At 69.8% G+C, this 19,231-nt stretch carries 27 protein-coding genes; 12 read left to right on the top strand and 15 right to left on the bottom strand.

From position 1 onward, the window contains the following. Positions 1–19: 19 nt before the first annotated feature. Both LMI96_RS04430 and LMI96_RS04425 read left to right on the top strand, forming a co-directional pair. Positions 20–1,099 (top strand): DNA glycosylase AlkZ-like family protein, encoded by a 1,080-nt coding sequence (locus tag LMI96_RS04430; RefSeq protein ID WP_228360610.1) that lies wholly within the window; start codon positions 20–22, stop codon positions 1,097–1,099. A 33-nt stretch (positions 1,100–1,132) separates the two neighbouring features. Then, positions 1,133–1,933: an isocitrate lyase/phosphoenolpyruvate mutase family protein gene (locus LMI96_RS04425; protein WP_228360609.1), complete on the top strand. Its 801-nt coding sequence runs from the start codon at positions 1,133–1,135 to the stop codon at positions 1,931–1,933. An 88-nt stretch (positions 1,934–2,021) separates the two neighbouring features. Here LMI96_RS04425 and msrA read toward each other — a convergent pair whose 3' ends face one another. Together msrA and msrB are read right to left on the bottom strand one after the other, a co-directional pair. Further along, complete coding sequence (msrA, locus tag LMI96_RS04420) at positions 2,022–2,570, bottom strand: peptide-methionine (S)-S-oxide reductase MsrA (RefSeq protein ID WP_223721394.1); 549 nt, start codon at positions 2,568–2,570, stop codon at positions 2,022–2,024. Next, on the bottom strand, positions 2,567–3,031 hold the full coding sequence (msrB, locus tag LMI96_RS04415; RefSeq protein WP_223721393.1) for a peptide-methionine (R)-S-oxide reductase MsrB: 465 nt from the start codon (positions 3,029–3,031) through the stop codon (positions 2,567–2,569). The genes msrA and msrB overlap by 4 nt, the downstream gene beginning before the upstream one ends. A 155-nt stretch (positions 3,032–3,186) precedes the next feature. Between msrB and LMI96_RS04410 the strand changes: the two genes are divergently transcribed. The 5 genes from LMI96_RS04410 (at position 3,187) to LMI96_RS04390 (ending at position 6,789) form a co-directional block, all read left to right on the top strand. Beyond that, positions 3,187–4,035, top strand: coding sequence for an SDR family NAD(P)-dependent oxidoreductase (locus tag LMI96_RS04410; protein WP_228360608.1), 849 nt, complete (start codon positions 3,187–3,189; stop codon positions 4,033–4,035). 29 nt (positions 4,036–4,064) lie between these two features. Next, positions 4,065–4,772, top strand: coding sequence for a CoA pyrophosphatase (locus LMI96_RS04405; protein WP_228360607.1), 708 nt, complete (start codon positions 4,065–4,067; stop codon positions 4,770–4,772). Between the two features lie 52 nt (positions 4,773–4,824). After that, complete coding sequence (locus LMI96_RS04400) at positions 4,825–5,922, top strand: M4 family metallopeptidase (protein WP_228360606.1); 1,098 nt, start codon at positions 4,825–4,827, stop codon at positions 5,920–5,922. Beyond that, complete coding sequence (locus LMI96_RS04395) at positions 5,897–6,205, top strand: protealysin inhibitor emfourin (RefSeq protein ID WP_228360605.1); 309 nt, start codon at positions 5,897–5,899, stop codon at positions 6,203–6,205. The genes LMI96_RS04400 and LMI96_RS04395 overlap by 26 nt, the downstream gene beginning before the upstream one ends. Positions 6,206–6,306: 101 nt before the next feature. After that, a complete protein-coding gene (locus LMI96_RS04390) occupies positions 6,307–6,789 on the top strand; it encodes a pyridoxamine 5'-phosphate oxidase family protein (RefSeq protein WP_228360604.1) in 483 nt (160 codons plus the stop codon). 23 nt (positions 6,790–6,812) lie between these two features. Here LMI96_RS04390 and LMI96_RS04385 read toward each other — a convergent pair whose 3' ends face one another. The 3 genes from LMI96_RS04385 to LMI96_RS04375 are packed head-to-tail and all read right to left on the bottom strand — an operon-like array spanning position 6,813 to position 9,027. Continuing rightward, a complete protein-coding gene (locus LMI96_RS04385; RefSeq protein WP_228360603.1) occupies positions 6,813–7,403 on the bottom strand; it encodes a hypothetical protein in 591 nt (196 codons plus the stop codon). Next, positions 7,400–8,236 carry an endonuclease/exonuclease/phosphatase family protein gene (locus LMI96_RS04380; RefSeq protein WP_228360602.1) on the bottom strand — a complete coding sequence of 279 codons (837 nt, stop codon included), beginning with the start codon at positions 8,234–8,236 and terminating at the stop codon, positions 7,400–7,402. The genes LMI96_RS04385 and LMI96_RS04380 overlap by 4 nt, the downstream gene beginning before the upstream one ends. Next, entirely contained in the window at positions 8,233–9,027 is a 795-nt protein-coding gene (locus LMI96_RS04375) for a glycosyltransferase family A protein (protein WP_228360601.1), read from the bottom strand. Before LMI96_RS04375 ends, LMI96_RS04380 begins: the two co-directional genes overlap by 4 nt. A 210-nt stretch (positions 9,028–9,237) precedes the next feature. Between LMI96_RS04375 and LMI96_RS04370 the strand changes: the two genes are divergently transcribed. Both LMI96_RS04370 and LMI96_RS04365 read left to right on the top strand, forming a co-directional pair. Then, positions 9,238–9,768 (top strand): hypothetical protein, encoded by a 531-nt coding sequence (locus LMI96_RS04370; RefSeq protein ID WP_223721384.1) that lies wholly within the window; start codon positions 9,238–9,240, stop codon positions 9,766–9,768. After that, positions 9,765–10,307: an RNA polymerase sigma factor gene (locus tag LMI96_RS04365; protein WP_228360600.1), complete on the top strand. Its 543-nt coding sequence runs from the start codon at positions 9,765–9,767 to the stop codon at positions 10,305–10,307. Before LMI96_RS04370 ends, LMI96_RS04365 begins: the two co-directional genes overlap by 4 nt. A 19-nt stretch (positions 10,308–10,326) precedes the next feature. On the opposite strand, the gene LMI96_RS04360 is transcribed toward LMI96_RS04365, so the two are convergent. From LMI96_RS04360 to LMI96_RS04350, 3 genes are read right to left on the bottom strand one after another with little or no spacing between them, the layout of a single operon-like run. Continuing rightward, positions 10,327–10,638, bottom strand: coding sequence for a hypothetical protein (locus LMI96_RS04360; protein WP_228360599.1), 312 nt, complete (start codon positions 10,636–10,638; stop codon positions 10,327–10,329). A gap of 51 nt (positions 10,639–10,689) precedes the next feature. After that, entirely contained in the window at positions 10,690–11,028 is a 339-nt protein-coding gene (locus LMI96_RS04355) for a DUF2834 domain-containing protein (RefSeq protein ID WP_228360598.1), read from the bottom strand. Continuing rightward, positions 11,025–11,369 carry an HNH endonuclease gene (locus tag LMI96_RS04350; RefSeq protein WP_228360597.1) on the bottom strand — a complete coding sequence of 115 codons (345 nt, stop codon included), beginning with the start codon at positions 11,367–11,369 and terminating at the stop codon, positions 11,025–11,027. Before LMI96_RS04350 ends, LMI96_RS04355 begins: the two co-directional genes overlap by 4 nt. A 96-nt stretch (positions 11,370–11,465) precedes the next feature. Between LMI96_RS04350 and LMI96_RS04345 the strand changes: the two genes are divergently transcribed. Together LMI96_RS04345 and LMI96_RS16285 are read left to right on the top strand one after the other, a co-directional pair. Next, complete coding sequence (locus LMI96_RS04345) at positions 11,466–12,287, top strand: alpha/beta fold hydrolase (RefSeq protein ID WP_228360596.1); 822 nt, start codon at positions 11,466–11,468, stop codon at positions 12,285–12,287. Positions 12,288–12,309: 22 nt separating this feature from the next. Next, positions 12,310–12,849 carry a TetR-like C-terminal domain-containing protein gene (locus tag LMI96_RS16285; RefSeq protein ID WP_228360595.1) on the top strand — a complete coding sequence of 180 codons (540 nt, stop codon included), beginning with the start codon at positions 12,310–12,312 and terminating at the stop codon, positions 12,847–12,849. Positions 12,850–12,854: 5 nt separating this feature from the next. Here LMI96_RS16285 and LMI96_RS04335 read toward each other — a convergent pair whose 3' ends face one another. Beyond that, positions 12,855–13,457 carry a DNA-binding response regulator gene (locus LMI96_RS04335; RefSeq protein ID WP_228360594.1) on the bottom strand — a complete coding sequence of 201 codons (603 nt, stop codon included), beginning with the start codon at positions 13,455–13,457 and terminating at the stop codon, positions 12,855–12,857. Then, complete coding sequence (locus LMI96_RS04330) at positions 13,454–14,686, bottom strand: sensor histidine kinase (protein WP_228360593.1); 1,233 nt, start codon at positions 14,684–14,686, stop codon at positions 13,454–13,456. Before LMI96_RS04330 ends, LMI96_RS04335 begins: the two co-directional genes overlap by 4 nt. Before the next feature lie 149 nt (positions 14,687–14,835). Between LMI96_RS04330 and LMI96_RS04325 the strand changes: the two genes are divergently transcribed. Next, on the top strand, positions 14,836–15,333 hold the full coding sequence (locus LMI96_RS04325; RefSeq protein WP_228360592.1) for a small multidrug efflux protein: 498 nt from the start codon (positions 14,836–14,838) through the stop codon (positions 15,331–15,333). A 20-nt stretch (positions 15,334–15,353) separates the two neighbouring features. Here the strand turns inward: LMI96_RS04325 and LMI96_RS04320 are convergent, their stop codons facing one another. From LMI96_RS04320 to LMI96_RS04300, 5 genes are all read right to left on the bottom strand, one after another. Beyond that, complete coding sequence (locus LMI96_RS04320) at positions 15,354–16,577, bottom strand: C2 family cysteine protease (RefSeq protein WP_228360591.1); 1,224 nt, start codon at positions 16,575–16,577, stop codon at positions 15,354–15,356. Further along, entirely contained in the window at positions 16,574–16,921 is a 348-nt protein-coding gene (locus tag LMI96_RS04315; protein WP_228360590.1) for a hypothetical protein, read from the bottom strand. The genes LMI96_RS04320 and LMI96_RS04315 overlap by 4 nt, the downstream gene beginning before the upstream one ends. After that, on the bottom strand, positions 16,921–17,211 hold the full coding sequence (locus tag LMI96_RS04310; protein ID WP_228360589.1) for a hypothetical protein: 291 nt from the start codon (positions 17,209–17,211) through the stop codon (positions 16,921–16,923). Before LMI96_RS04310 ends, LMI96_RS04315 begins: the two co-directional genes overlap by 1 nt. After that, complete coding sequence (locus tag LMI96_RS04305) at positions 17,208–17,501, bottom strand: hypothetical protein (RefSeq protein ID WP_228360588.1); 294 nt, start codon at positions 17,499–17,501, stop codon at positions 17,208–17,210. Before LMI96_RS04305 ends, LMI96_RS04310 begins: the two co-directional genes overlap by 4 nt. Before the next feature lie 124 nt (positions 17,502–17,625). Further along, on the bottom strand, positions 17,626–19,038 hold the full coding sequence (locus tag LMI96_RS04300) for an HNH endonuclease signature motif containing protein (protein ID WP_228360587.1): 1,413 nt from the start codon (positions 19,036–19,038) through the stop codon (positions 17,626–17,628). Between the last annotated feature and the right edge of the window lie 193 nt (positions 19,039–19,231).

Genomic DNA, 19,231 nt, shown 5'->3' with positions numbered 1-19,231 from the left:
GCGTCGGTAGCCTGACCGCGTGACTCACCGGTTGACAGCAGATGAGGCTCGGCGGATCGCCGTGCGAGCACAGTTGCTCGATGCCGATCGCCCCGGCGATGTCGTGGAGGTGGCCGAGCAGCTCGGCTACATCAAGATCGATCCCACCGCCACGATCGCGCCCGCGGAGCACACCCTGCTCTGGTCGCGGATCGGATGGTCGTACGAACCGGGCCAGCTGTCGAAGGCGGTGGAGCAGGACCGGCTGCTGTTCGAGTTCGACGGTGCCTTTCGGCCGATGAGTCTGCTGCCGCTCATGCTGCCCGGCATGCGTCGGTGGCCGCAACGCGAGAGCAGCCGCCAGTGGCTCGAGGCGAACGCCGCGTTCCGCGACGACGTGCTGGCGCGCCTTCGCGACGGCGGCCCGCTCTTCGCCCGCGAGATTCCCGACACCGCGGTCGCGCGGCGCGGCACCGACGGATGGTCGGGGCCGAATCAGGTTCCGCACATGCTCGACTTCCTGAGCCGCCAGGGCAAGGTGGCGATCGTCGGCCGCGCCGGGCGTCACCGGCGGTGGGATCTCGCCGAGCGGGTCTACCCGCAGAACTTGCCCGACTACGCGTTCGATGACGCCGAACGGATGCGGGAGGAGCGCCGACTCCAGGCCGTCGGCATCGCCAAGGAGAAGTCGCCGTGGACGCCGGTCGGGGCGGCGGGGGAACCCGCGACGATCGAGGGCAGCGCCCGGAAGTACCGCGTCGATCCGGAGGCGCTGGCCGCCCTGAACGACGACCGCGGCGGTCGGGTGGCTTTCCTCAACCCCTACGACAGCCTGCTGTTCGACCGCCCGCGCCTGCGCGAACTCTTCGCGTTCGACTACGTGCTCGAGCAGTTCAAGCCGAGGCCCCAACGCCGGTACGGCTTCTTCGCGCATCCGATTCTGATGGGCGACCGATTCGTGGGGATGCTGGATGCCGAAGTGGACCGTACCCGGGAGGAATTGCGGCTCGGCGCCATCCACGAGTTCGTGCCGTTCGATCCGGAAGAGACCGAGATGGTGCGGGCCGAACTCGCGGAACTCGGCGAATGGCTCGGGATGTCGGTCACCGGGCTGGACTGACGCCATCCGGCCCCGCTCCGTTAGCGTGGCGATATGACCGAGCACACGAATGCCCAGAACAAGACCCAGGCCGAACGAGCGCAGGCGCTGTCGGCCCTGAATGCCGCCCCCGAGATCCTCCGCGTCGTCAACGTCTGGGACGTCGTCTCGGCCAAGGCCATCCTCGACCTTCCGGAGACCCGAGCCCTCGCCACCGCCGGGCACTCCATTGCCGCGACCTTCGGCTACGCCGACGGCACCATCCCGCTCGAGACGACACTCGACCTCGTCAGCCGCATCGTCGCGGTCGCGGGCGACGTGCCCGTCTCCGCCGACCTCGATGACGGCTACGCCGATGCGGGGGAGACCGTGCGTCGCGCGATCGGCGTCGGAATCGTCGGAGCCAACGTCGAAGACCGGCTCCGCCCGCTCGCCGAGGCCGCGGCCCGCGTGGAGGCGATCGTCGCCGCCGGTCACGCCGAGGGCGTGCCGTTCGCGCTGAACGCGCGCACCGACGCGTTCGTGCGTGGCGGTGACCGCCCGGTCGAGGAGTCGATCGCGGACGCGATCGAGCGCGGTCGCGCGTACCTGTCGGCCGGCGCCGACGTGATCTTCGTCCCCGGCGTGCTGAACGCCGACGTCACCCGTCAGCTCGTCGAGGGCATCGGCGAGCGCAAGGTCAGCGTGATCGGGCTGCCCGGCGCGTTGGCTGCCGCCGAGTACGAGGCGCTCGGAGTCGCCCGCATCTCGTACGGACCGACCACCCAGCGGGTCGCGCTGACCGCACTGCAGGACGTCGCGAAGAGCCTCTACGCCGACGGCGTCATCCCCGCCGGTACCCGCGCGCTGAACTGATCCGCACCCGCACCGGTGCGTGAGGCCGGAGCACGAAGAAGACGACGGATGCGGCGCCGAGGCCGCATCCGTCGTCTTCGTTCCGGGGTTACGCCGACGCGGTCGCGCTGCGCTTCGGGAGCACCCAACCGGGGCGCACGAAGTGGCAGGTGTACCCGTTCGGGATGCGCTGCAGGTAGTCCTGGTGCTCGGGCTCGGCCTGCCAGAACGGGCCCGCGGGCTCGATCGTGGTGACGGCCTTGCCGGGCCACAGCCCCGACGCGTCGACGTCGGCGATCGTGTCGCGGGCGACCTGCTCCTGCTCGGGAGAGAGCGGGAAGATGGCCGACCGGTAGCTGGTGCCGATGTCGTTGCCCTGACGGTTCAGGGTCGACGGGTCGTGGATCTGGAAGAAGAACGCCAGGATGTCGCGGTAGGTGGTCTTCGAGGGGTCGAACACGATCTCCACGGCCTCCGCATGACCGGGGTGGTTGCGGTAGGTCGCGTGCTCGTTGGTTCCGCCGGTGTACCCGACGCGCGTGGAGATCACGCCCGTCTGGTGGCGGATGAGCTCCTCGGCGCCCCAGAAACAGCCGCCCGCCAGGACGGCGGTCTCGGTGCCGGGGCTGCGGGTGATGGATCCGGTGTCGGTGGTCATGCGACGTCCTCCTGCGTGGTGGTGAAGAGTGTGCGGTAAGAACCGTAGCCCTGCTCCTCGAGCTGGGCGACGGGGATGAAGCGGAGTGCGGCGGAGTTCATGCAGTAGCGCATGCCACCGGCTTCGCGCGGGCCGTCATCGAACAGGTGCCCGAGATGGCTGTCGGCGCCGGCCGAGCGCACCTCGGTGCGCTTCATCCACAGCGTACGGTCTGTCTTCTCGGTCACGGCGTCGGAGTCGATCGGCCGGGTGAAGCTGGGCCACCCCGATCCGCTCTCGAACTTGTCGGCCGACGAGAACAGGGGCTGACCCGACACGACATCGACGTAGATGCCGTCCTCGTGGTTGTCCCAGTAGCGATTGCGGAAGGGCGGCTCGGTGCTGTCCTCCTGGGTCACGCGGTACTCGTTCGGGGTCAGGCGGCTGAGCGCCTCGGGAGTCTTGCGGTAGTCGTTGCTCACGGTGTCCTCCTTGTTCGCCACCGCTGGCTGCGGCGTCTTAGGGGTCAACGGTCGCGGCTCTGGATTTGGTCCCGCGAACCTGGGAGCGGGCTTTGAGTTGTGTCGGCTCTGCGGTGGGCGCAATTCCGGGCCCACCGCCAGGCATCGTGCATACGATGACGGGACCGACCACAGGAGGAAACGTGCCGCGCACAATCGTCATCACCGGAGCAAGCGACGGAATCGGCGCCGCATCCGCACGCCAATTGCAGGATGCGGGCGAGACGGTCGTCATCGTCGGCCGGAACCCGGAGAAGACGGATGCGGTGGCTCGACGCCTCGGCGCGGATTCGTTCATCGCCGACTACAGCGACCTCGCGCAGGTGCGGGACCTGGCGGCGGCGCTGCTCGAGACATATCCGCGGATCGATGTGCTGGCCAACAACGCCGGCGGCATCTTCGGCGACCGCGTCACGACCGTCGACGGGTACGAGTTCACCTTCCAGGTCAACCACCTGGGCGGCTTCCTCCTCACGAACCTCCTGATGGACCGACTCATCGAGAGTCAGGCGTCGGTCATCCAGACCTCGAGCCTCGCGGCGCAGCGCTTCTCGCGATTCGACATCGACGACCTGCAGGCGGAGAAGAAGTACTCCGCGAGCACGGCCTACGGCAACGGCAAGCTCGCCAACATCCTGTTCACGAAAGAACTGCACCGGCGCTTCCACGAGAACGGTGTCCACGCGGTCGCGTTCCATCCCGGGGCGGTCGCGAGCGGGTTCGCGGGAGCATCGAGCGGACCATGGAAGTTCATGTACACGAACCCGCTGACGGCGCGCCTACTCACCTCGACCGAGGTCGGTGGCGCGAGGCTCACGTTCCTCGCACTCGGCAAGCCGGGGGTCGACTGGGAGCCGGGTCAGTACTACGCGAACAACCGGCTCGCGAAGACGACCCGTGTCGCCGACGACCCCGGGGTGGCGAAGATGCTCTGGGAGCGGAGCGCGGAGATGGTCTCGCTCTGATCGCACCGGGGTCGGCGTAGCCTGATCCCATGCCGTCAGATGCCGCCCTCCGCACCGCGCGGGAGCAGCTCGTCGACCTGGCCCGCGGCGACGGGTTCGCGGGTGCGGCGCATGCGCTGATCGATCTGCCGACCGTGCCGGATCCGCGCCCGGCGGCGATCCTCATCCTGTTCGGCGTGCTCGATGGTCGGCCGAGCACCGCGGAGACCCAGGCGTCCGCGGTCTCTCGCGATCTCGACGTGCTGCTTCTTTCTCGCGCAACGACCCTGCGCGCGCATCCCGGACAGGTCGCCTTTCCCGGCGGTCGCCTCGATCCGGAGGATCTCGGTCCCGTGGATGCGGCGCTGCGCGAGGCGCGCGAGGAGACCGGGCTCGATCCCCGAGGCGTCGATGTGCTCGGCGTTCTCCCCGATGTTCCGCTCGCCTTCTCCGGCCACGTGGTGACGCCGGTGCTCGGCTGGTGGCGCCATCCGACGCCGGTCGGGGTCGTCGACACCGCCGAGTCCTCGGATGTCTTCCGGGCACCCGTGGCCGATCTACTCGACCCCGCGAATCGCGGCGTGACCGTCCTCCGTCGTGACGGGCGAGAGTTCCGCGGGCCGGGATTCCGGGTGGCGCACACCACCGGTGAGCACCTCGTGTGGGGGTTCACGGCGATGCTGCTCGCCGCGCTGTTCGATCGACTCGGGTGGACCGAGCCGTGGGACCAGGCGCGCGAACTGCCGCTCGTGCTCTGACGTGCGGCGCCATCCCGGTGACGACGTCGGAGGGGGAGGCTAGGGTCGCGACATGGCGAGATCTACATCCGATACCGAGTCCGTCGCGGCCGTCCACCAGGGCATCGTGCCGTCGTACCTCCTCGACCGTCTGGCGCAGTCGACGCGTTTTCCGCGCGCAGCGGATGCGGCGCGCCAGACGCTCACGATCGGACGACCGCCGCGTCGCGCGCGCATCGAGCTGTCGATCGACGCGTCCGGCAACCTCGTCGCGGAGGTGAGTGCCGCCCCGGACCGCACGATCAGCGACGCACAGAACACGGAGACGTTGCCGGGCGTACGCGTGCGGACAGAAGACGAGCCGCCGGTCGATGACGAGGCCGTGAACGAGGCGTACGACGGACTCGGAGCGACGTTCGAGCTGCTGCTCTCGGCTTTCGGGCGAACCTCGATCGACGGTGCGGGCGCGGCACTCGAGGCGACCGTGCACTTCGGCGTCGATTACGACAACGCGTTTTGGGACGGCGAGCGGATGGTGTTCGGCGACGGTGACGGGGAGGTCTTCCTCGGCTTCACCGGCTCGGTCTCGATCATCGGTCACGAGCTCGGGCACGGCGTCATCCAGCACACGGCGGGGCTCGAATACCAGGGTCAGTCGGGGGCCCTCAACGAGTCCATCGCCGACGTGTTCGGTGCGTTGACCGAGCAGTATCAGCGGGGCGACACGGCGGAGGATGCCACCTGGCTCATCGGCGGCGGGATCTTCGGCGCGGCCGTCGAGGGCCGTGCGCTGCGGTCGATGATCGAGCCCGGAACGGCGTACGACGACGACCAGCTTGGCCGCGATCCGCAGCCCGCTCACATGCGGGATTATGTGGAGACGGCGGAAGACAACGGCGGCGTGCACCTGAACTCGGGCATTCCCAATCGCGCGTTCGCCCTTGCTGCGATCGCTCTCGGCGGGCCGGCCTGGGAACGCGCCGGGCTCGTCTGGTATCGGGCGCTGACCGGTGGGCTGGGTCCGACCGCGACGTTCGCCGAGTTCGCCGAGGCGACGATCGCCGCGGCGACGGCGCAGTACGGTGAGGACTCGGAGGTTTCCGCGGCGGTGCGGACCGCGTGGACGACGGTGGGAGTGGCGGTCGATGAGCGAGGCGGAGCAGGCGGCTGATCGCCCGATCGCCGTCGCCGTCGTGCGGTCCGGCGGCATCGCCGGCATCCGTCGCACGTGGCAGATCGAACCGCCCACTGACGTCGCGTCTCGGTGGGTCGCGCTGATCGAGCGCTGCCCGTGGGACGATCCGGCGCCGGCTCGGCGGGGCGCCGATCTCTACACGTGGTCCATCCGCGCACGGGTCGCCGGCCGCGAGTGCGCGCGGGAGATTCCGGATGCGGAGCTCTCGGGGCCGTGGCGTGTGCTGGTCGATGCGGTCCAGACGGCAGCGAAGGCCTGAGTCGGCATTGACTGCGACGGGCGCCGCTGTCAAGCGCTCGCCTTTCCGAGGAGTCTGCCGTTCGATCGATGAGTACCTGTTCTCTCGAAGAAAGGCCTCCGATGACCGCTACACCCGAAGAGCTGCACAAGCTCAACGACCTGCTCAAGGACTTCCGGTTCGCGATGCTCACCACCCGCGCGACCGACGGCACGCTGACGGCGCACCCGCTGACTGTTCAGGAGAGCGAGTTCGACGGCGACCTGTGGTTCATCGTCGGACGCAACGCGCCCGCCGTGCAGCACGTGCAGGTCGACCCGATGGTGGGAGTCTCGTTCAGTTCGAACAGTTCGTGGCTTTCGCTCGCCGGCTCGGCCGAGGTCGTCGACGACGCAGCGAAGCTGACGCAGCTGTGGAACTCGGCGGTCGACGCGTGGTTCCCGAACGGCCCGGAAGACCCGAACGTGACGCTGCTTCGCGTGAACGCGCTGAGCGGCGAGTACTGGGACAGCCCGGGAGGCCGCGTCGCCACGATCGCCGCCTTCGTCAAGCAGAAGGTCACGGGCGAGAAGTTCGAGGCCGACAACGAGAAGTTCGACCTGTAAGACGCACCGCCGTTCCGCATCCGTCACGGCCGGGGGAGAGCATCCTCCCGGTCGAGGCGGATGCGGGCGAGCATGACCCCGCCCACGAGTGCCCCGAGACCCCCGATCGCCATATCGCCGATGGAGTCCTGGTACGCGACGTAGATCTCGTCGCTGATGAACCGCCAGCCCGCCCACTCCACCATCTCCCAGAGCGCGCTGATGGCCAGACCGATGGCGGCGGTGAGGACGAGCGGCGCGCGTCGGGGCACCGAGATGCCGCGCAGGTCGGGCACGACCCGCGCGCGAGACAACGCGAGATAGAGGATCACGGCGAGCACACCGGTGCAGGCGAAGTGCACGACGAGGTCCCACCAGGAGATGCGCGTGTAGAGGTCGAGGACGTTGCTCCACGCGGCGGTGAGCACGACTACTCCGTAGACGACGTCGAACCCGGAGCGCACCCCGACGAAGCGGGGCACGAGCAGCGCGGGGAGCGAGAACGCCAGGATGCCGGCATCCGTTGGCTCGAACACGACCGCGGCGATCAGAACGCTCACCAGCCCCACGACGCGGAGGGCGTCCGCCGCCCACTCGCCGATACCGCGCGGCCGGCGGAGGAAGTTCCTTCTCACGCGGGTGGCCGATCGGTCGGGAAGCGCAGGACGGTCTGCACCGGCAGATGGTCGGAGGGCCAGCGACCATCGATCCGGTGCGCATTGATGCCGATCGTGCGCACCTCGACCTGAGGGGTCACGGCGATCCAGTCGATTCGCGTGCCGAACCGGCGCGGGGGACGGTAGTTCGTGTACGTGCTGAGCTGCGGAGAGACGCGAACGGATGCGGTCTCCCACGCATCAACGAGCTGATCGCCGGCGAACAACTCGCGAAGCGCGGGGGAAGTGTCGTCCGCGTTGAGATCCCCGGTGACGATCGCGGGAAGCGACTGCGCGGCGACCCGCCGGCGCACGAACTCCGCCGCGCGCACGCGGGATGCCCGCGAGATGTGGTCGAAGTGGGTGTTGATCGCGAGGAACCGCGCCGACGTGACGCGATCGCGGAACTCCGCGCTGACAGCGATGCGCGGCACCAGATTGCCCCAGGAGCGGGAACCAGCGGTGGCCGGCTCATCCGAGAGGGCGAGCTGCTGCCACGCCAGGAGCTCCAGGCGATCCGTGTCGTAGAGGATGGGGCATCCCTCGCCCTGTCCGTCGCGTTCGCGCCCGTGCCCGATGACCCGGTAGGTCGGCCCGAGTGCCGAGGTGAGGGCGCCCAGCTGCACCGGCATGACCTCCTGCGTGCCGAGGAGCGTGGGACGCTCGGCCCGCAGCAGACGCTGCATCCGCGGCTCGCGATCGCGCCACTCGTCGACCGCGCGGACGAGCGGCCCGTTCATCTTGCGTCGGATGTTGTACGTCATGACGTGCAGATCCGGCGGCGGGACGGGGCCGATCAGGGCGTCGCTCATCGTTCGTAGGCCTCTCGCGTGCGGGTGGCGTGCCGCATCCGGCGCAGCAGCATCCGCTCCCACCGTACGGGTGGGAAGTCGCGGGGCCAGTGCACCACGACGGTGCGGATCCCGCGCTTCAGTCGGCGCGCGAACGCGACGCCGTCCGAGAACGGGCGCATCGAGATGCCCATGGCCGCGCCCGGGAGGGAGCGGATGCGGAACCGTTCCCCAAGGTGGAACGCGAGGTCGAGGTCGTCGTGCACCTCGGTGTCGTGACGATGCACGGTCGCGCTGACCCGACTCCATGCCGTTCGGCGCATGGCGAGATTGGAGCCGAAGAGCGGCAGGTGGCCGAGCGCGAGCACGCCGGCGACGGCGTAGGCGCCGAGGTAAGCAACCGCCAGGCTCGAGCGGAGGGGACGCGGCCCGTCGACGAAGCGCGCGCCGCCGGTGAACGCCGCGACGTCGGGCCGGCGACGGAAGCCGCGTTCCATCGCTTCGACCCACGAGTCGGCGGGCAGGCAATCCGCATCCAGACGCAGGATCAGGTCGCTCGTCGCGGCGTCGTACCCGGCCGACGCGGCCGCTGGGATTCCGGGTGCGTTGCAGCGCACGACGACGGCCCCGGCCTCGCGGGCGACGGTCGCGGAAGCGTCGGAGGAGCCGTTGTCGACGACGATCACTTCATCGGGCGCGCGCGTCTGGAGTGCCAGCGCGCGCAGGCAGCGACGGAGTTCGTCGGCGTCGTCCTTGACGGGGATCACCACGGTCGTGGTGAGAAAGGGGGGTGGCGGCGTAGCGCGGGTCACGTCGTCTCCTCGGTGTCGTTTTTTCACGCTATGCCGCTCGGTTGCCCGTGCAGGCCGCTTGACCGTTCGCACATAGGCGCCTATGCCGATGTGCGCGGTCGTGTCGATCCCGGAGGGCGGGCGGCACTCGGTATGGGATGGAGGCGATCGTGCAACGTTTTCCGCGGTCCCGGCCATGAACAGGGTGTACCGACGGACCGAGGAGGAACTGTGAACGATTCACATGTCGACGAAATGCTTCGTGCGAGCGCCCCTGCGGCGTTCGCCACCGATCCCGCTGTGCGCGCCGAGCTCGACCGGGCTGTGGTCTCATCGCGCGCGATCGCCGTTCGCGGGCGGCGGATGCGGCGGCTGAGCTGGGTGGCGCTGCCGGTGATCGCCGTTCCGGCGCTCTCGCTGATGACGACCGGTGGCACGGATCCGCGGATGTCGCCCGACTTCGTCATCCCCGTCACCTACACGACCGACACCGGGCGCCAGGTCGACTGCGCGATCGAGCTGTTCAACGGCGAGATGGACTACGTCGAGACGAACACCCAGGCGGTCGACTACTTCCGCGGCCAGGACTGGAGCCGGGTCGGGCAGGAGATCTACGAGAAGGCACTCGTCTACGAAACGACGCGCGCCGTCTCGCCGTGGGCTCAGGCCGAAAACGATGTGCTCATGGCGAATGCGCCGGACGGCCTCTTCGTCGACGGCGGTATGGGCTCGGACTCGACCTGCAGCGGTGAGCTGCATTGAGCCTCTCGGATGGCCGCCGCGGGCACGCGGACGAGACCCGCGCGGCCCGGATCGCCGACATCGTGCGGCGCGAGTCGGGGTCGCTTCTGGACTATTTCGCGCGGCGCACGTCGTCTCGCGAGGATGCGGCGGACCTCCTCGGCGACACGCTGGTGATCGTCTGGCGTCGCGAACGCGCCGTGCCCGAGGACGCCGCGGAGGCGCGCATGTGGATGTTCGGTGTCGCGCGCCGGGTGCTGTCGCAGCATCGCCGATCCAGCGGACGGCGCCATGCGCTGAGCGAGCGACTCGGCCACTACCTGCGCGACAGCGAGCGCCCGCCGGAGAGCGCAGAGGCGGGCGATGTCCGCGCGGCGATCGCTCAGCTGAACGAGGGGGATCAGGAGATCATCCGGCTCGTCTACTGGGATGGATTCACGCTCGCGGAGGTGGCGCAGCTCCTCGCGATGAACCCGGCGACCGTGCGCAGCCGGCACGCGCGCGCCCGCACCCGGCTGCAGGGTCTTCTGACCCCGGCGGTCGGCGAGGAGGTTCGGTAGCCACCGGCCGGACGCTCCGTCAGTCGGACGTCATTCGCACGCGCCACTCCATGCTCGCCAGGGCGGCGGCCAGGCGCCGGGCGTGTTCACGGGCGAGATCGAGCGATGAGTCGGAGCAGACGTCGATGGCGATGGGTGGCGGGTCGGCGAACTTCGGGATCTGCACCTCGGCCCAGACGTTCGGGGCGAGTCCCACCCGCGGAAATGCGGTTCCCGCATTCTCGACGTGCGAGTCGGCGGCGAACGCGACGACGTCGAGTGCGTCGAGCTTCGTGATCGGCATGTCGACCACGAGAGTGACGACGAACGGGCCGCTGGCGGTGTCGCGCATGATTGCCCAGCATTCCATGCCTGCGCAGGTCGCGGGCGATGATCGTGCGGTCTACGGTTCGCGTCGGTCGTGCTGCATCCGGCGTTCCCGCATCGCGAGGAACAGGGGGAAGGTGAAGGCGATCGCCGTCACGCCGGAGAGCACGATGTAGAGCCAGGCGCGCTTCATCCCGAGACGACGGGACTCCACCACGATGAAGACGGCTCCGACGACGGCGACGACGAGAAGGTCGATGCCGATCGACGACACCGCGGGGCCGCCGCCGAAGATGTCGCCCAGGTAGTTGCGTCCGGCGACGATCGTCCACGTGTTGAAGAAGAAGGTGCCCACGAGACCGACGAGCGCGAGCGCGAGGTAGACGATGGCGCGGGGTGTCCAGTGATGTCTCACGAGGCGCGCAACTCCCTCATGATCTCCGCCCAGCGCACGAGGAAGCGCGGCTCGTCCAAGCGGCGCCGCCGCATCCACGAGGTGACCTCTTCGTTGCTCTTGCTCGCGTTGCACGACCCGCAGGCCGGCACGACGTTCTCGATCGTGTAACGCCCGCCGCGCGAGATCGGCAGCACGCAGTCTTTCTGGAGCGCCGCGCCATCAGCGCCGCAGTAGGCGCACGCGGCCCACGCGTCGAGAATGCGGAACCACTCCGCGGCGGTGAGGTCGCTTCCGGATGCGGCGACCCGCCGCGTACGCCGGCGCGCGGCTCGCGCCTTTCGCGTCTGGGGGAGTGCCATGGGCCGAGAGTATCCGCGGATGCGGCCGCCGCTCGCGAGACACCCCGCGACTCCAGAGCTATTGACAGTAGCGCTGTGGCTAAGTATGTTAGCCACATGACGAATCAGCCGCAGACCACGTTCCTCGCCCGCCCGAACCAGGGGCGCATCGCTTACGACCTGCGGGGCAATGGCCCGCTGGTGGTGCTCGTTCCCGGGATGGGCGAGATCAGGTCGACGTATCGCTTCCTGGTCCCCTCGCTCGTCGCGGCGGGCTACTCGGTCGCGACGACCGATCTTCGCGGGCACGGCGACAGCGATGCGGCGTTCACGAGCTACGGCGACGTCGACACGGCCGGCGACATCGCGGCGCTGATCGGCGAGCTGGGCCGCCCGGCCGTCGTCGTCGGCAACTCCATGGCCGCGGGAGCCGCCGTCATCGTCGCCGCCGAGCACCCGGATCTCGTGTCGGGGCTCGTGCTGGTCGGGCCGTTCGTCCGCAATCCCCAAGCCAATGCCGCGCTCACCCTGATGTTCCGGATCATGATGGCCCGGCCGTGGGCTGCGGCGGCGTGGAAGGCCTACATGCCGACCCTCTACGCAGGTGCTAAGCCCGCCGATTTCGTGGAGTACCGGGACGCGGCCATCGCGGCCATGAAACGGCCCGGGTACGCGCGCGCCTTCAGCCTCACCACCCGCACCGACCATGCCCCGGCCGAAGCGCTGCTCGGTTCCGTCACGGCGCCGACGCTCATCGTGATGGGAGAGCAGGACCCGGACTTCGCCGACCAGCGGGGCGAGGCCGACTGGATCGGCACGGCGCTCGGGGGCGAGGTCGTGATGGTCCCGGATGCGGGCTACTACCCGCACTCGCAGCAGCCGGCGGTCACCGCATCCGCCATCGTCGACTTCCTCAGCCGTGCGGCGCACCGTGCCTAGGGCGGGACTGGACCGGGCAGTCGTGATCGACCGTGCCGCGGAACTCCTCGACGCGCCGGGCGCGGAGGGCCTGAATCTCGCCGCCGTGGCGGCGAGCCTCGGGGTCAAGACGCCGTCGCTGTACAAGCACATCGACGGAATGCCAGGCGTGCTCCGCGGGGTCACGCTGCGCGCGAAGGCCGAGCTCGGGGCGGCGATGGGTCAGGCCGCGATCGGCCGTTCGCGCGACAAGGCGATCACCGGGATGTCTATGGCGTATCGGACGTGGGCGCTCGCCCACCCCGGACAGTACGCGCTGACCGTGCGCGCTCCCGCGGCGGACGACGCCGAGGACACGGCCGCCTCCGCCGCCGTGATCGACGTCATCTACGCGGTCTTGGCCGGGTACGAGCTGCGCGACGAGGATGCGGTGCACGCGACCCGGTTCTTCCGCGCGGCACTGCACGGCTTCGTCTCCCTCGAGACGAGTGGCGCGTTCGCGCTGGCGGTCGATCGGGAACGCAGCTTCGAGCGTCTCGTGCAGAGCGTTGTCACCGCGCTCTCGACGTGGGCACGGGAGTAACGGCGTCAGATCCAGCCGCGCTCCTGGGCGAGAACCGTCGCCTGCTGGCGTGAGGACACGGCGAGCTTGCCGAGTGCGGACGACACGTGGTTTCGGACGGTGCCGGGAGACAGATGCAGCGTGGCCGCGATCTGCGCGATCGTCTCGCCGCGTTTGCCCGCCCGCAGCACGTCCAGTTCGCGGTCGGTGAGCGGGCTCCGCTCGTCGGCGAGCGCGTCTGCCGCGATCTCCGGGTCGACGTAACGGCGCCCCGCCGCGACCCGCCGGATGATGTCGGCCACCTCTTCGGCGCGGCGGGACTTCGGCACGAAACCCTCGACACCCGCCTGGAGCGCCCGGCGGAGGACGCCGGGCCGCGCGTGCCGCGTCACGACGATGCAACGTGCCGTGCTTTTGCCGCGCAAGCGCTCCGCGACCTCGACGCCGTCGAGGCCCGGCATCTCGAGATCGAGCAGGCAGATGTCGGGGGACAGCCGCAGCGCCTCGGCGACTGCGTCGGTTCCGGTGCGGCATTCGGCGACGATCTCCAGATCATCCTCGAGTCGTAGCAGCGAGGCGAGAGCCGTCCGGATCATGTCTTCGTCATCGGCGATGAGCACGCGGATCATGTCGAATCCCGTTCGGTCGGAGCCGCCGGGAGCGACACCGTCAGCTCGAAGGTGTCGGCGGACCGTCCGACGCGGATGTCGCCGCCGACGGCGTTCGCGCGTTCGGTCATCCCGGCCAGTCCCGACCCGTCACCGGTCTCGTCCTCCCCGGTCTCGTCGTTCGCGATCCGGTACACCCACTGCGCGGCGTCGCGCTCCAGCGACAGGCGGGCCCAGCGTCCACTCCCGTGCTTGAGCACGTTCGTGACGCTCTCGCGAACGATCGGTCCGAGCACATCGGCGGGCGCGTCGACGGCGGCCGCATCGACCTCGGGGTGCACATCGACGCCCGCGGACCGCAGCAGGTCGACGGCGTTCGCGAGTTCGTCCGGCAGGGGCACTCCGCGGAACGCGGCGGCGAGATCTCGCGTGCCCTGCCGGGCCGCATCCACCGCCGCCTGCGCGCGAGTGATCTCGGCCGCGGCCGCTTCGGGGTCGCGATCGATGAGCCGCTGGGCGAGTTCGAGCTGCAGGGCGATGACCTGCAGGTGGTGGCCCTGCAGATCGTGCACGTCATTCGCCAGCCGGAGACGCTCTCTCGTTGCCGCGAGGAGGCTCTCGGCCTGCCGCGCCCGATCGAGTTCCAGAACGATGTCCCACCACCACAGCGACGATGCGGCGATCACCGGCAGCATCGTGGCGAACAACGCCGGCACGAAGAATCCGTTGGGCTCGACGTGAGAAAGATCCGACCAGGATGCCTCGGCGACCCAGACCGCGACGAGGGCGACGGTCACCGCGAGAATCACACGCCACCGGATGCCCGGCAGCCACGGACGCACGCTGAGGGCGTAGGCGAAGATGCTGGCCCCCGCCATCCACGACCCCGCCGCGAGACCGAGGAGCACTCCTCCCATCACCACGCCCACGAGGGCGATGGCGTCCGGGCGGGGGAGCCGGCCACGCTCCTCGTCGCCCCCGGCCAGCACGACCGGGCGGTACCCGCGGAGGAGGAAGACGACACCGGCGTGCACGACGATCAGGGAGATACCCGCGAGCGCGAGCCGCCAACTGAGCCCCGCGCCCTCATCGTGGCGCACCAGGATCCAGACGAGCCACTGCAGCGTCGCCACGACACCGAAGAACACAATGCCCCCGACCGTGTACCACCAGGTCGCGGTCACGCTGCGCGCCAGGGCGCGCTCCCCGATACGCGGGGCGTCGCTGCGCGCCGGGATCGGTGAGGTCATGACACCACGGTAGGACAGCGAGCGTGGCCGGGTCGTGCGCGCGGGGCGGGTCGTGACATTCGTCACGGGTCGGATGCTGCATCCTCACGGCTCGTCGTGACACCGCGACACTGCCGAGAACCGGGCGCCGCCGATGAGATGGAACCACTATGAATCCACTCGCCGAACTCATCCTCAACTTCCAGAACCTCGTCGCCCAGCTGCCGGAGTGGGCCCAGCCCCTCATCGTCGCCGTCGCCGGTGCCGTGCCCTTCATCGAGGGCGAGGGGGCCGCGACGATCGGCATCGTCGGCGGCGTGAACCCGGTGGCCGCCGCGATCGCGGGCGCGCTCGGCAATTTCGTCGCGGTCGCGCTCGTCGTGCTGCTCGGCGCGCAGATCCGTGCGGCCATCGCGCGCCGACGGAAGACGCCGGCGAAGCCGCGGTCTGCGCGTATGGAGAAGTTCCAGCGCGCCTTCAACCGCTACGGCGTGGTGGGCGTGAGCCTGCTCGGCCCCCTGCTCCTGCCGACGCACTTCACCGCTGCCGCGCTCACCGGTGTCGGTGTGCCGAAGGGTCGCGTGCTCGTCTGGCAGGGCGTGGCGATCGCGTTGTGGACCACGGCCCTCACTCTGATCGTGACCGGCGTGATCGCGGTCGCGGTCTGAGATCGGACCCGCGTTCGGCGTCAGTCCGTGACGTCGGTGTAGGTCGCCCGCCAGAAGAGGTCGGCGATGTCTTCGGCCGACACCTTGAACTCGCCGCCGCCGTCGGCGCTGTTGCCGGGACCCCAGGGATTGCGCATCCAGACGCTGCCATCCGCGTCTATCCGGGTCACCGCGTACGAGTGCTTGTTGACGATGTCGATCTCGCGGGTGGAGCCGTCCGGACCCTCGACGGTGATCGTGTGATCGCCCTCGCGCGGCGACGACAGGACGACCTGGCCGCCGTTCGCGAGGTTCTCGCGCAACGGATCGATCTGGCTCTCCGTCAGCCCCGCATGGGACTCGTTCTCCACGACCTCGACGTCGCGGCCGGTGATGATCGTCATCGCGTCTTCCGGCTCCCCGCCGTCGAGGAAGCCGTATCCGTACTCCTTCTCGATCGCCGCCTCGTAGAGCGCGGCGATCGAGGCCTTGTCGCCGGGCAGCCAATCACCGTCGGACTGTCGCGCACCGTTGCCGAAGACCTTGTCGACGAAGACCTCTGTGGGCTCGCCGTTTTCGTAGAGCGTCACCCAGTAGCCGTTCTTCTCCGCATCCCAGCGCACGTTCTCGCGGATGAAGTCGTCGCCTTCGTCGGAGCCGAGGAGTGCGACGATGCTGGACAGCATGAAGCAGTCGCCGATCGAACCTTGGTCGACGTCGTCGGCGTCGAAGGCGTTCTCGTCGGTGATCGACTCGTTGACGGGCTGATCGGGCACGGTGTCGTCGTGGGTCCACCAGCCGAACGGATCCCACCAGGCGTTCCCGTCGGCGTCGTCGTCGATCGCCGCCCGGAGTTCGTCGGCTGCACGGGCCGCGGCCGCTTGGATCTCGCCGGCGGCGCCGAGAGCCGCGAGTCGCGCCCGGCCTGCATCGAGCAGCGCGCCGACGTCGAGGGGATTGTCGCGCACGGCCTGTCGCGCCGTCTCGAACGACGCGGCCGCCGATTCGTACGCGGCCCGGTGCCTGCGCAGCTCACCGGCGTAGCGCTGCAGCGTGGCGGCGCCGGTGCGGTAGGTCTCGGCGAGTTCGTCCGCATCCTGTTCCACGGTCTGCTGAGCCTCGGCGTAGGCCCGAGCGGCCTCGCCCTCCCATTCGTCCGCGGTCGCCGTTCGGATGCGGCGCGCCGCGGCGCGCGTCGATTCGGCCAGAGTGTCGAGCCGGGCGGCCGCGGCCTCGATCGCGTCGGGGTTTCCGAGGGTGCTCACCACAGTCTCCATCCCACGTTGACGGTCGGTCCGGCACCGTCTTCGGCGCCATCGGATTCGGTGTCATCGGACTCGCCGTCGACCGATCGGACCTCGATGACGCACCAGGGTGCGATGCGTACGCGTTCTCCGGCGGCGAGGGTGGCACGCCCGTCGTCTCCCCACACGAGGGCGGCGGTGTCGCTCGCCTCGAGGATGCCGACCTGCACCCCGCAGACGTTCGCTTGCGCACCCGCAGGAACGGCCGTCTGGCCGCCGATGAGGCCGGCGTAAACGATGGCGGCGACCGCGCCGAGGACGGCGATGATCCCGACCAGACGCCAGGGTGTGCGGCGCCCGGCCATCACCGGTCGCTGGCGTCGGGGACGCGGATCTCGACGGATGCGGACGCATCCGAGCCGTTCGCTTCGAGCGCGATGGCGACCAGCCGAAGCGTGCCCCCGCCCGGCAGCGGCGCCTCTTCGCCCTCGGTGAGGGTGTGCGACGAGCGTCCGTCGGGGTGGGAGATGCCGAATCGGGCGGTGATCCCACCGCCGTCACCGGCCGGGCGTAGATCGGTCGAAATGTAGCCGATGCGGAACCCATCGCCGCGGTACTGCGTGCCCTGACGGAGAACTGTCTGCGTCACACTCATGCGCTCGGCACCTCGGCCGTGGCGAGCTGATCGATGACGCCCTGTTCGAAGGACGCCATGTCGGAGCGCGCTCCGGCGAGCCCGTCGGCCAGACGAGTGGTCTGTGCGGCGGCGTGCGCGCGCAGCCGGTCGATCGCGAGTTCGTACGACGCGGCGGCGGCCGCGAGGACGTCGGATGCGTAGACGCCGGCGTCCGTGGGCAGTTCGACAGAACCCTCGGTGAGGGCGGCGGCGGCGCGCAGCCGGTCGGTCGCGGTGTCCAGCTGGTCGAACGACATGGCGATGCTCATAGTTCCCCCTCCGGCCAGTGTCGCACGGTGCGGCGCCGCGAACCCGGCCATCCACAGGCGGATGCGGCGTCGCCAGCGCTGTTGATGCCGGTCAGTTCCGAGATGTGCGACTCCTGCATGCCACTTAGACGGAGTTCTCCCACGGTGGTGGTTCGTCGTCTCGTCGCGCCGTCGTCATGACGTCTCGGTAGGGCGACCGCTCGTCGTCGGGTGTGAAGTGCACCGCGGTGGGTGGCGACGGGTCGGGATACCTCGCGCCGAGCGGCGATGTCCATTCGACGACCCCGTCGTCGAGCATCTGCACGCGCCAGGCGGTGAATTGTTTCATGGAGTGGTGTCGTTGGCAGAGGCATTGCAGGTTGTCGGTGCGGGTGGGTCCGCCGTCGGCCCAATCACGGACGTGGTCGATTTCGCGGCGGATGGCGGGTGCGGCGCATCCGGGTGCTCGGCATCGCTGGTCGCGGCCGGTGATCTGTCGGCGCAGGATCGGGGGGATGTCTCGTCGGTCGACGGCGAGGACCTGGCCGGTGACGGGGTGGGTGAGGATGCGGTCCCAGCCGGTGGTGGAGCCGCCGGCGAGGCGTCGGGCGGTGTCGGCGTCGATGGGTGCGCGTCCGGCGAGGTCGGCGGGGGAGTCGTCGGTGCCGAGGAGGGTGAGCACGGGCACGACGACCTGCACGTGCGCGCGGATCGCCCCCAGCGTGCCTGGACCATCGTCGGTGCGGGTGGGATCGGCGTTGGGCTGCGCGGTGAGGGCCATGTCGGCGAGGAGGTCGGCCCGCACCTGGTCGATCGTGCGGGTGTCGACGGCGTGGGCGGCGTCTTCGGGGTCATCGGGGAGCCCCGCGGCGCGGGAGTCGCGCAGACGGTCGGCGGCCTGTGCTCTCAGATCGATGAGCGCACGAGCCATCCGTGTGGTGCGGTCGTAGATGCCCTCGCCGATGATCGTCGGCACGATGAGTCCGAGCTGGCTCATTCCGTCGCCCAGCGGCGTGAGGAACACGCGGCGCTCTTCTCGTGCGTCGGCGTGACGTTCGGTGAGGGTGCGCGGATGCAGCCGCTGGGCGAAGATCTCGAGGCCGGCGCGGACGCGTCCGGGAGTGTCTGCCTCGCACCGCCGCACGGCCTCCTGGTCGAACGCGGCACGCATCTCGGGCGGCAAGACGCTTCCGGTCTCGACGATCAGGCGCACGTGCCCTTCGTGGATGCGGCCGTCGGCGAGGGCGGCGAGCGTCTGCGGGTAGTTCTCGGAGAGCTCGGCGGCGGCGTTCATCCGGCGCTGCATGGTGCGGTCGGAGACCCGTGAGCGGGCGCCGAGTTCGAGAGCGATCGCGCGCTGTGCCATGTCGTGGTCGCGCACCCGGCGCGGAGAACTCGCGCTCTGCGCTCGAGCCAACTCCTCGGCCCGAGCGAGCGCCCGGGTCAGCTGGGCCTTGCCCACCGCGATCACCGCATCCGCCTGCTGCACGGCGTGCGCGATCTCGCTCAGCGTCGCCTGGTCGGCGTCGCTGAAACCGATGACCCCGTCGCGGCCCATGGCACCCCTCCTGAGACGGCGGCAACGCGGTGACGTTGTCGCAGCTCGCCGGGGCACTCGGCGATGAAACGGACCGAAAGCGGCTGCTTCCGACCTGAGATAAGTCTCGCACCGACCTCCGACATCGCCCCGACGCGGGCGAGCGCGAGGGCACGAGCGTGGAAAACACCGCCACACGGAGTGCGAGTGAGAG

Origin of the sequence: Microbacterium sp. cx-59 (assembly GCF_020805625.1) — a bacterium.
GTDB lineage: Bacteria > Actinomycetota > Actinomycetes > Actinomycetales > Microbacteriaceae > Microbacterium.
Note: the sequence above shows the minus strand (reverse complement) of the source record. Positions and strands in the feature narration are given on the sequence as shown.

What these genes read in the sequence shown, in the direction of transcription:
- LMI96_RS04425 (WP_228360609.1), top strand. Translation starts at nt 1,133, where the DNA reads ATGACCGAGCACACGAATGCCCAGAACAAGACCCAGGCCGAACGAGCG.
- LMI96_RS04330 (WP_228360593.1), bottom strand. Translation starts at nt 14,686, where the DNA reads ATGACCTCACCGATCCCGGCGCGCAGCGACGCCCCGCGTATCGGGGAG.
- LMI96_RS04395 (WP_228360605.1), top strand. Translation starts at nt 5,897, where the DNA reads ATGAGCGAGGCGGAGCAGGCGGCTGATCGCCCGATCGCCGTCGCCGTC.
- LMI96_RS04310 (WP_228360589.1), bottom strand. Translation starts at nt 17,211, where the DNA reads ATGAGTGTGACGCAGACAGTTCTCCGTCAGGGCACGCAGTACCGCGGC.
- LMI96_RS04400 (WP_228360606.1), top strand. Translation starts at nt 4,825, where the DNA reads ATGGCGAGATCTACATCCGATACCGAGTCCGTCGCGGCCGTCCACCAG.
- LMI96_RS04315 (WP_228360590.1), bottom strand. Translation starts at nt 16,921, where the DNA reads ATGGCCGGGCGCCGCACACCCTGGCGTCTGGTCGGGATCATCGCCGTC.
- LMI96_RS04305 (WP_228360588.1), bottom strand. Translation starts at nt 17,501, where the DNA reads ATGAGCATCGCCATGTCGTTCGACCAGCTGGACACCGCGACCGACCGG.
- LMI96_RS04360 (WP_228360599.1), bottom strand. Translation starts at nt 10,638, where the DNA reads ATGCGCGACACCGCCAGCGGCCCGTTCGTCGTCACTCTCGTGGTCGAC.
- LMI96_RS04345 (WP_228360596.1), top strand. Translation starts at nt 11,466, where the DNA reads ATGACGAATCAGCCGCAGACCACGTTCCTCGCCCGCCCGAACCAGGGG.
- LMI96_RS04350 (WP_228360597.1), bottom strand. Translation starts at nt 11,369, where the DNA reads ATGGCACTCCCCCAGACGCGAAAGGCGCGAGCCGCGCGCCGGCGTACG.
- LMI96_RS04335 (WP_228360594.1), bottom strand. Translation starts at nt 13,457, where the DNA reads ATGATCCGCGTGCTCATCGCCGATGACGAAGACATGATCCGGACGGCT.
- LMI96_RS04300 (WP_228360587.1), bottom strand. Translation starts at nt 19,038, where the DNA reads ATGGGCCGCGACGGGGTCATCGGTTTCAGCGACGCCGACCAGGCGACG.
- LMI96_RS04325 (WP_228360592.1), top strand. Translation starts at nt 14,836, where the DNA reads ATGAATCCACTCGCCGAACTCATCCTCAACTTCCAGAACCTCGTCGCC.
- LMI96_RS04380 (WP_228360602.1), bottom strand. Translation starts at nt 8,236, where the DNA reads ATGAGCGACGCCCTGATCGGCCCCGTCCCGCCGCCGGATCTGCACGTC.
- msrA (WP_223721394.1), bottom strand. Translation starts at nt 2,570, where the DNA reads ATGACCACCGACACCGGATCCATCACCCGCAGCCCCGGCACCGAGACC.
- LMI96_RS04390 (WP_228360604.1), top strand. Translation starts at nt 6,307, where the DNA reads ATGACCGCTACACCCGAAGAGCTGCACAAGCTCAACGACCTGCTCAAG.
- LMI96_RS04410 (WP_228360608.1), top strand. Translation starts at nt 3,187, where the DNA reads ATGACGGGACCGACCACAGGAGGAAACGTGCCGCGCACAATCGTCATC.
- LMI96_RS04405 (WP_228360607.1), top strand. Translation starts at nt 4,065, where the DNA reads ATGCCGTCAGATGCCGCCCTCCGCACCGCGCGGGAGCAGCTCGTCGAC.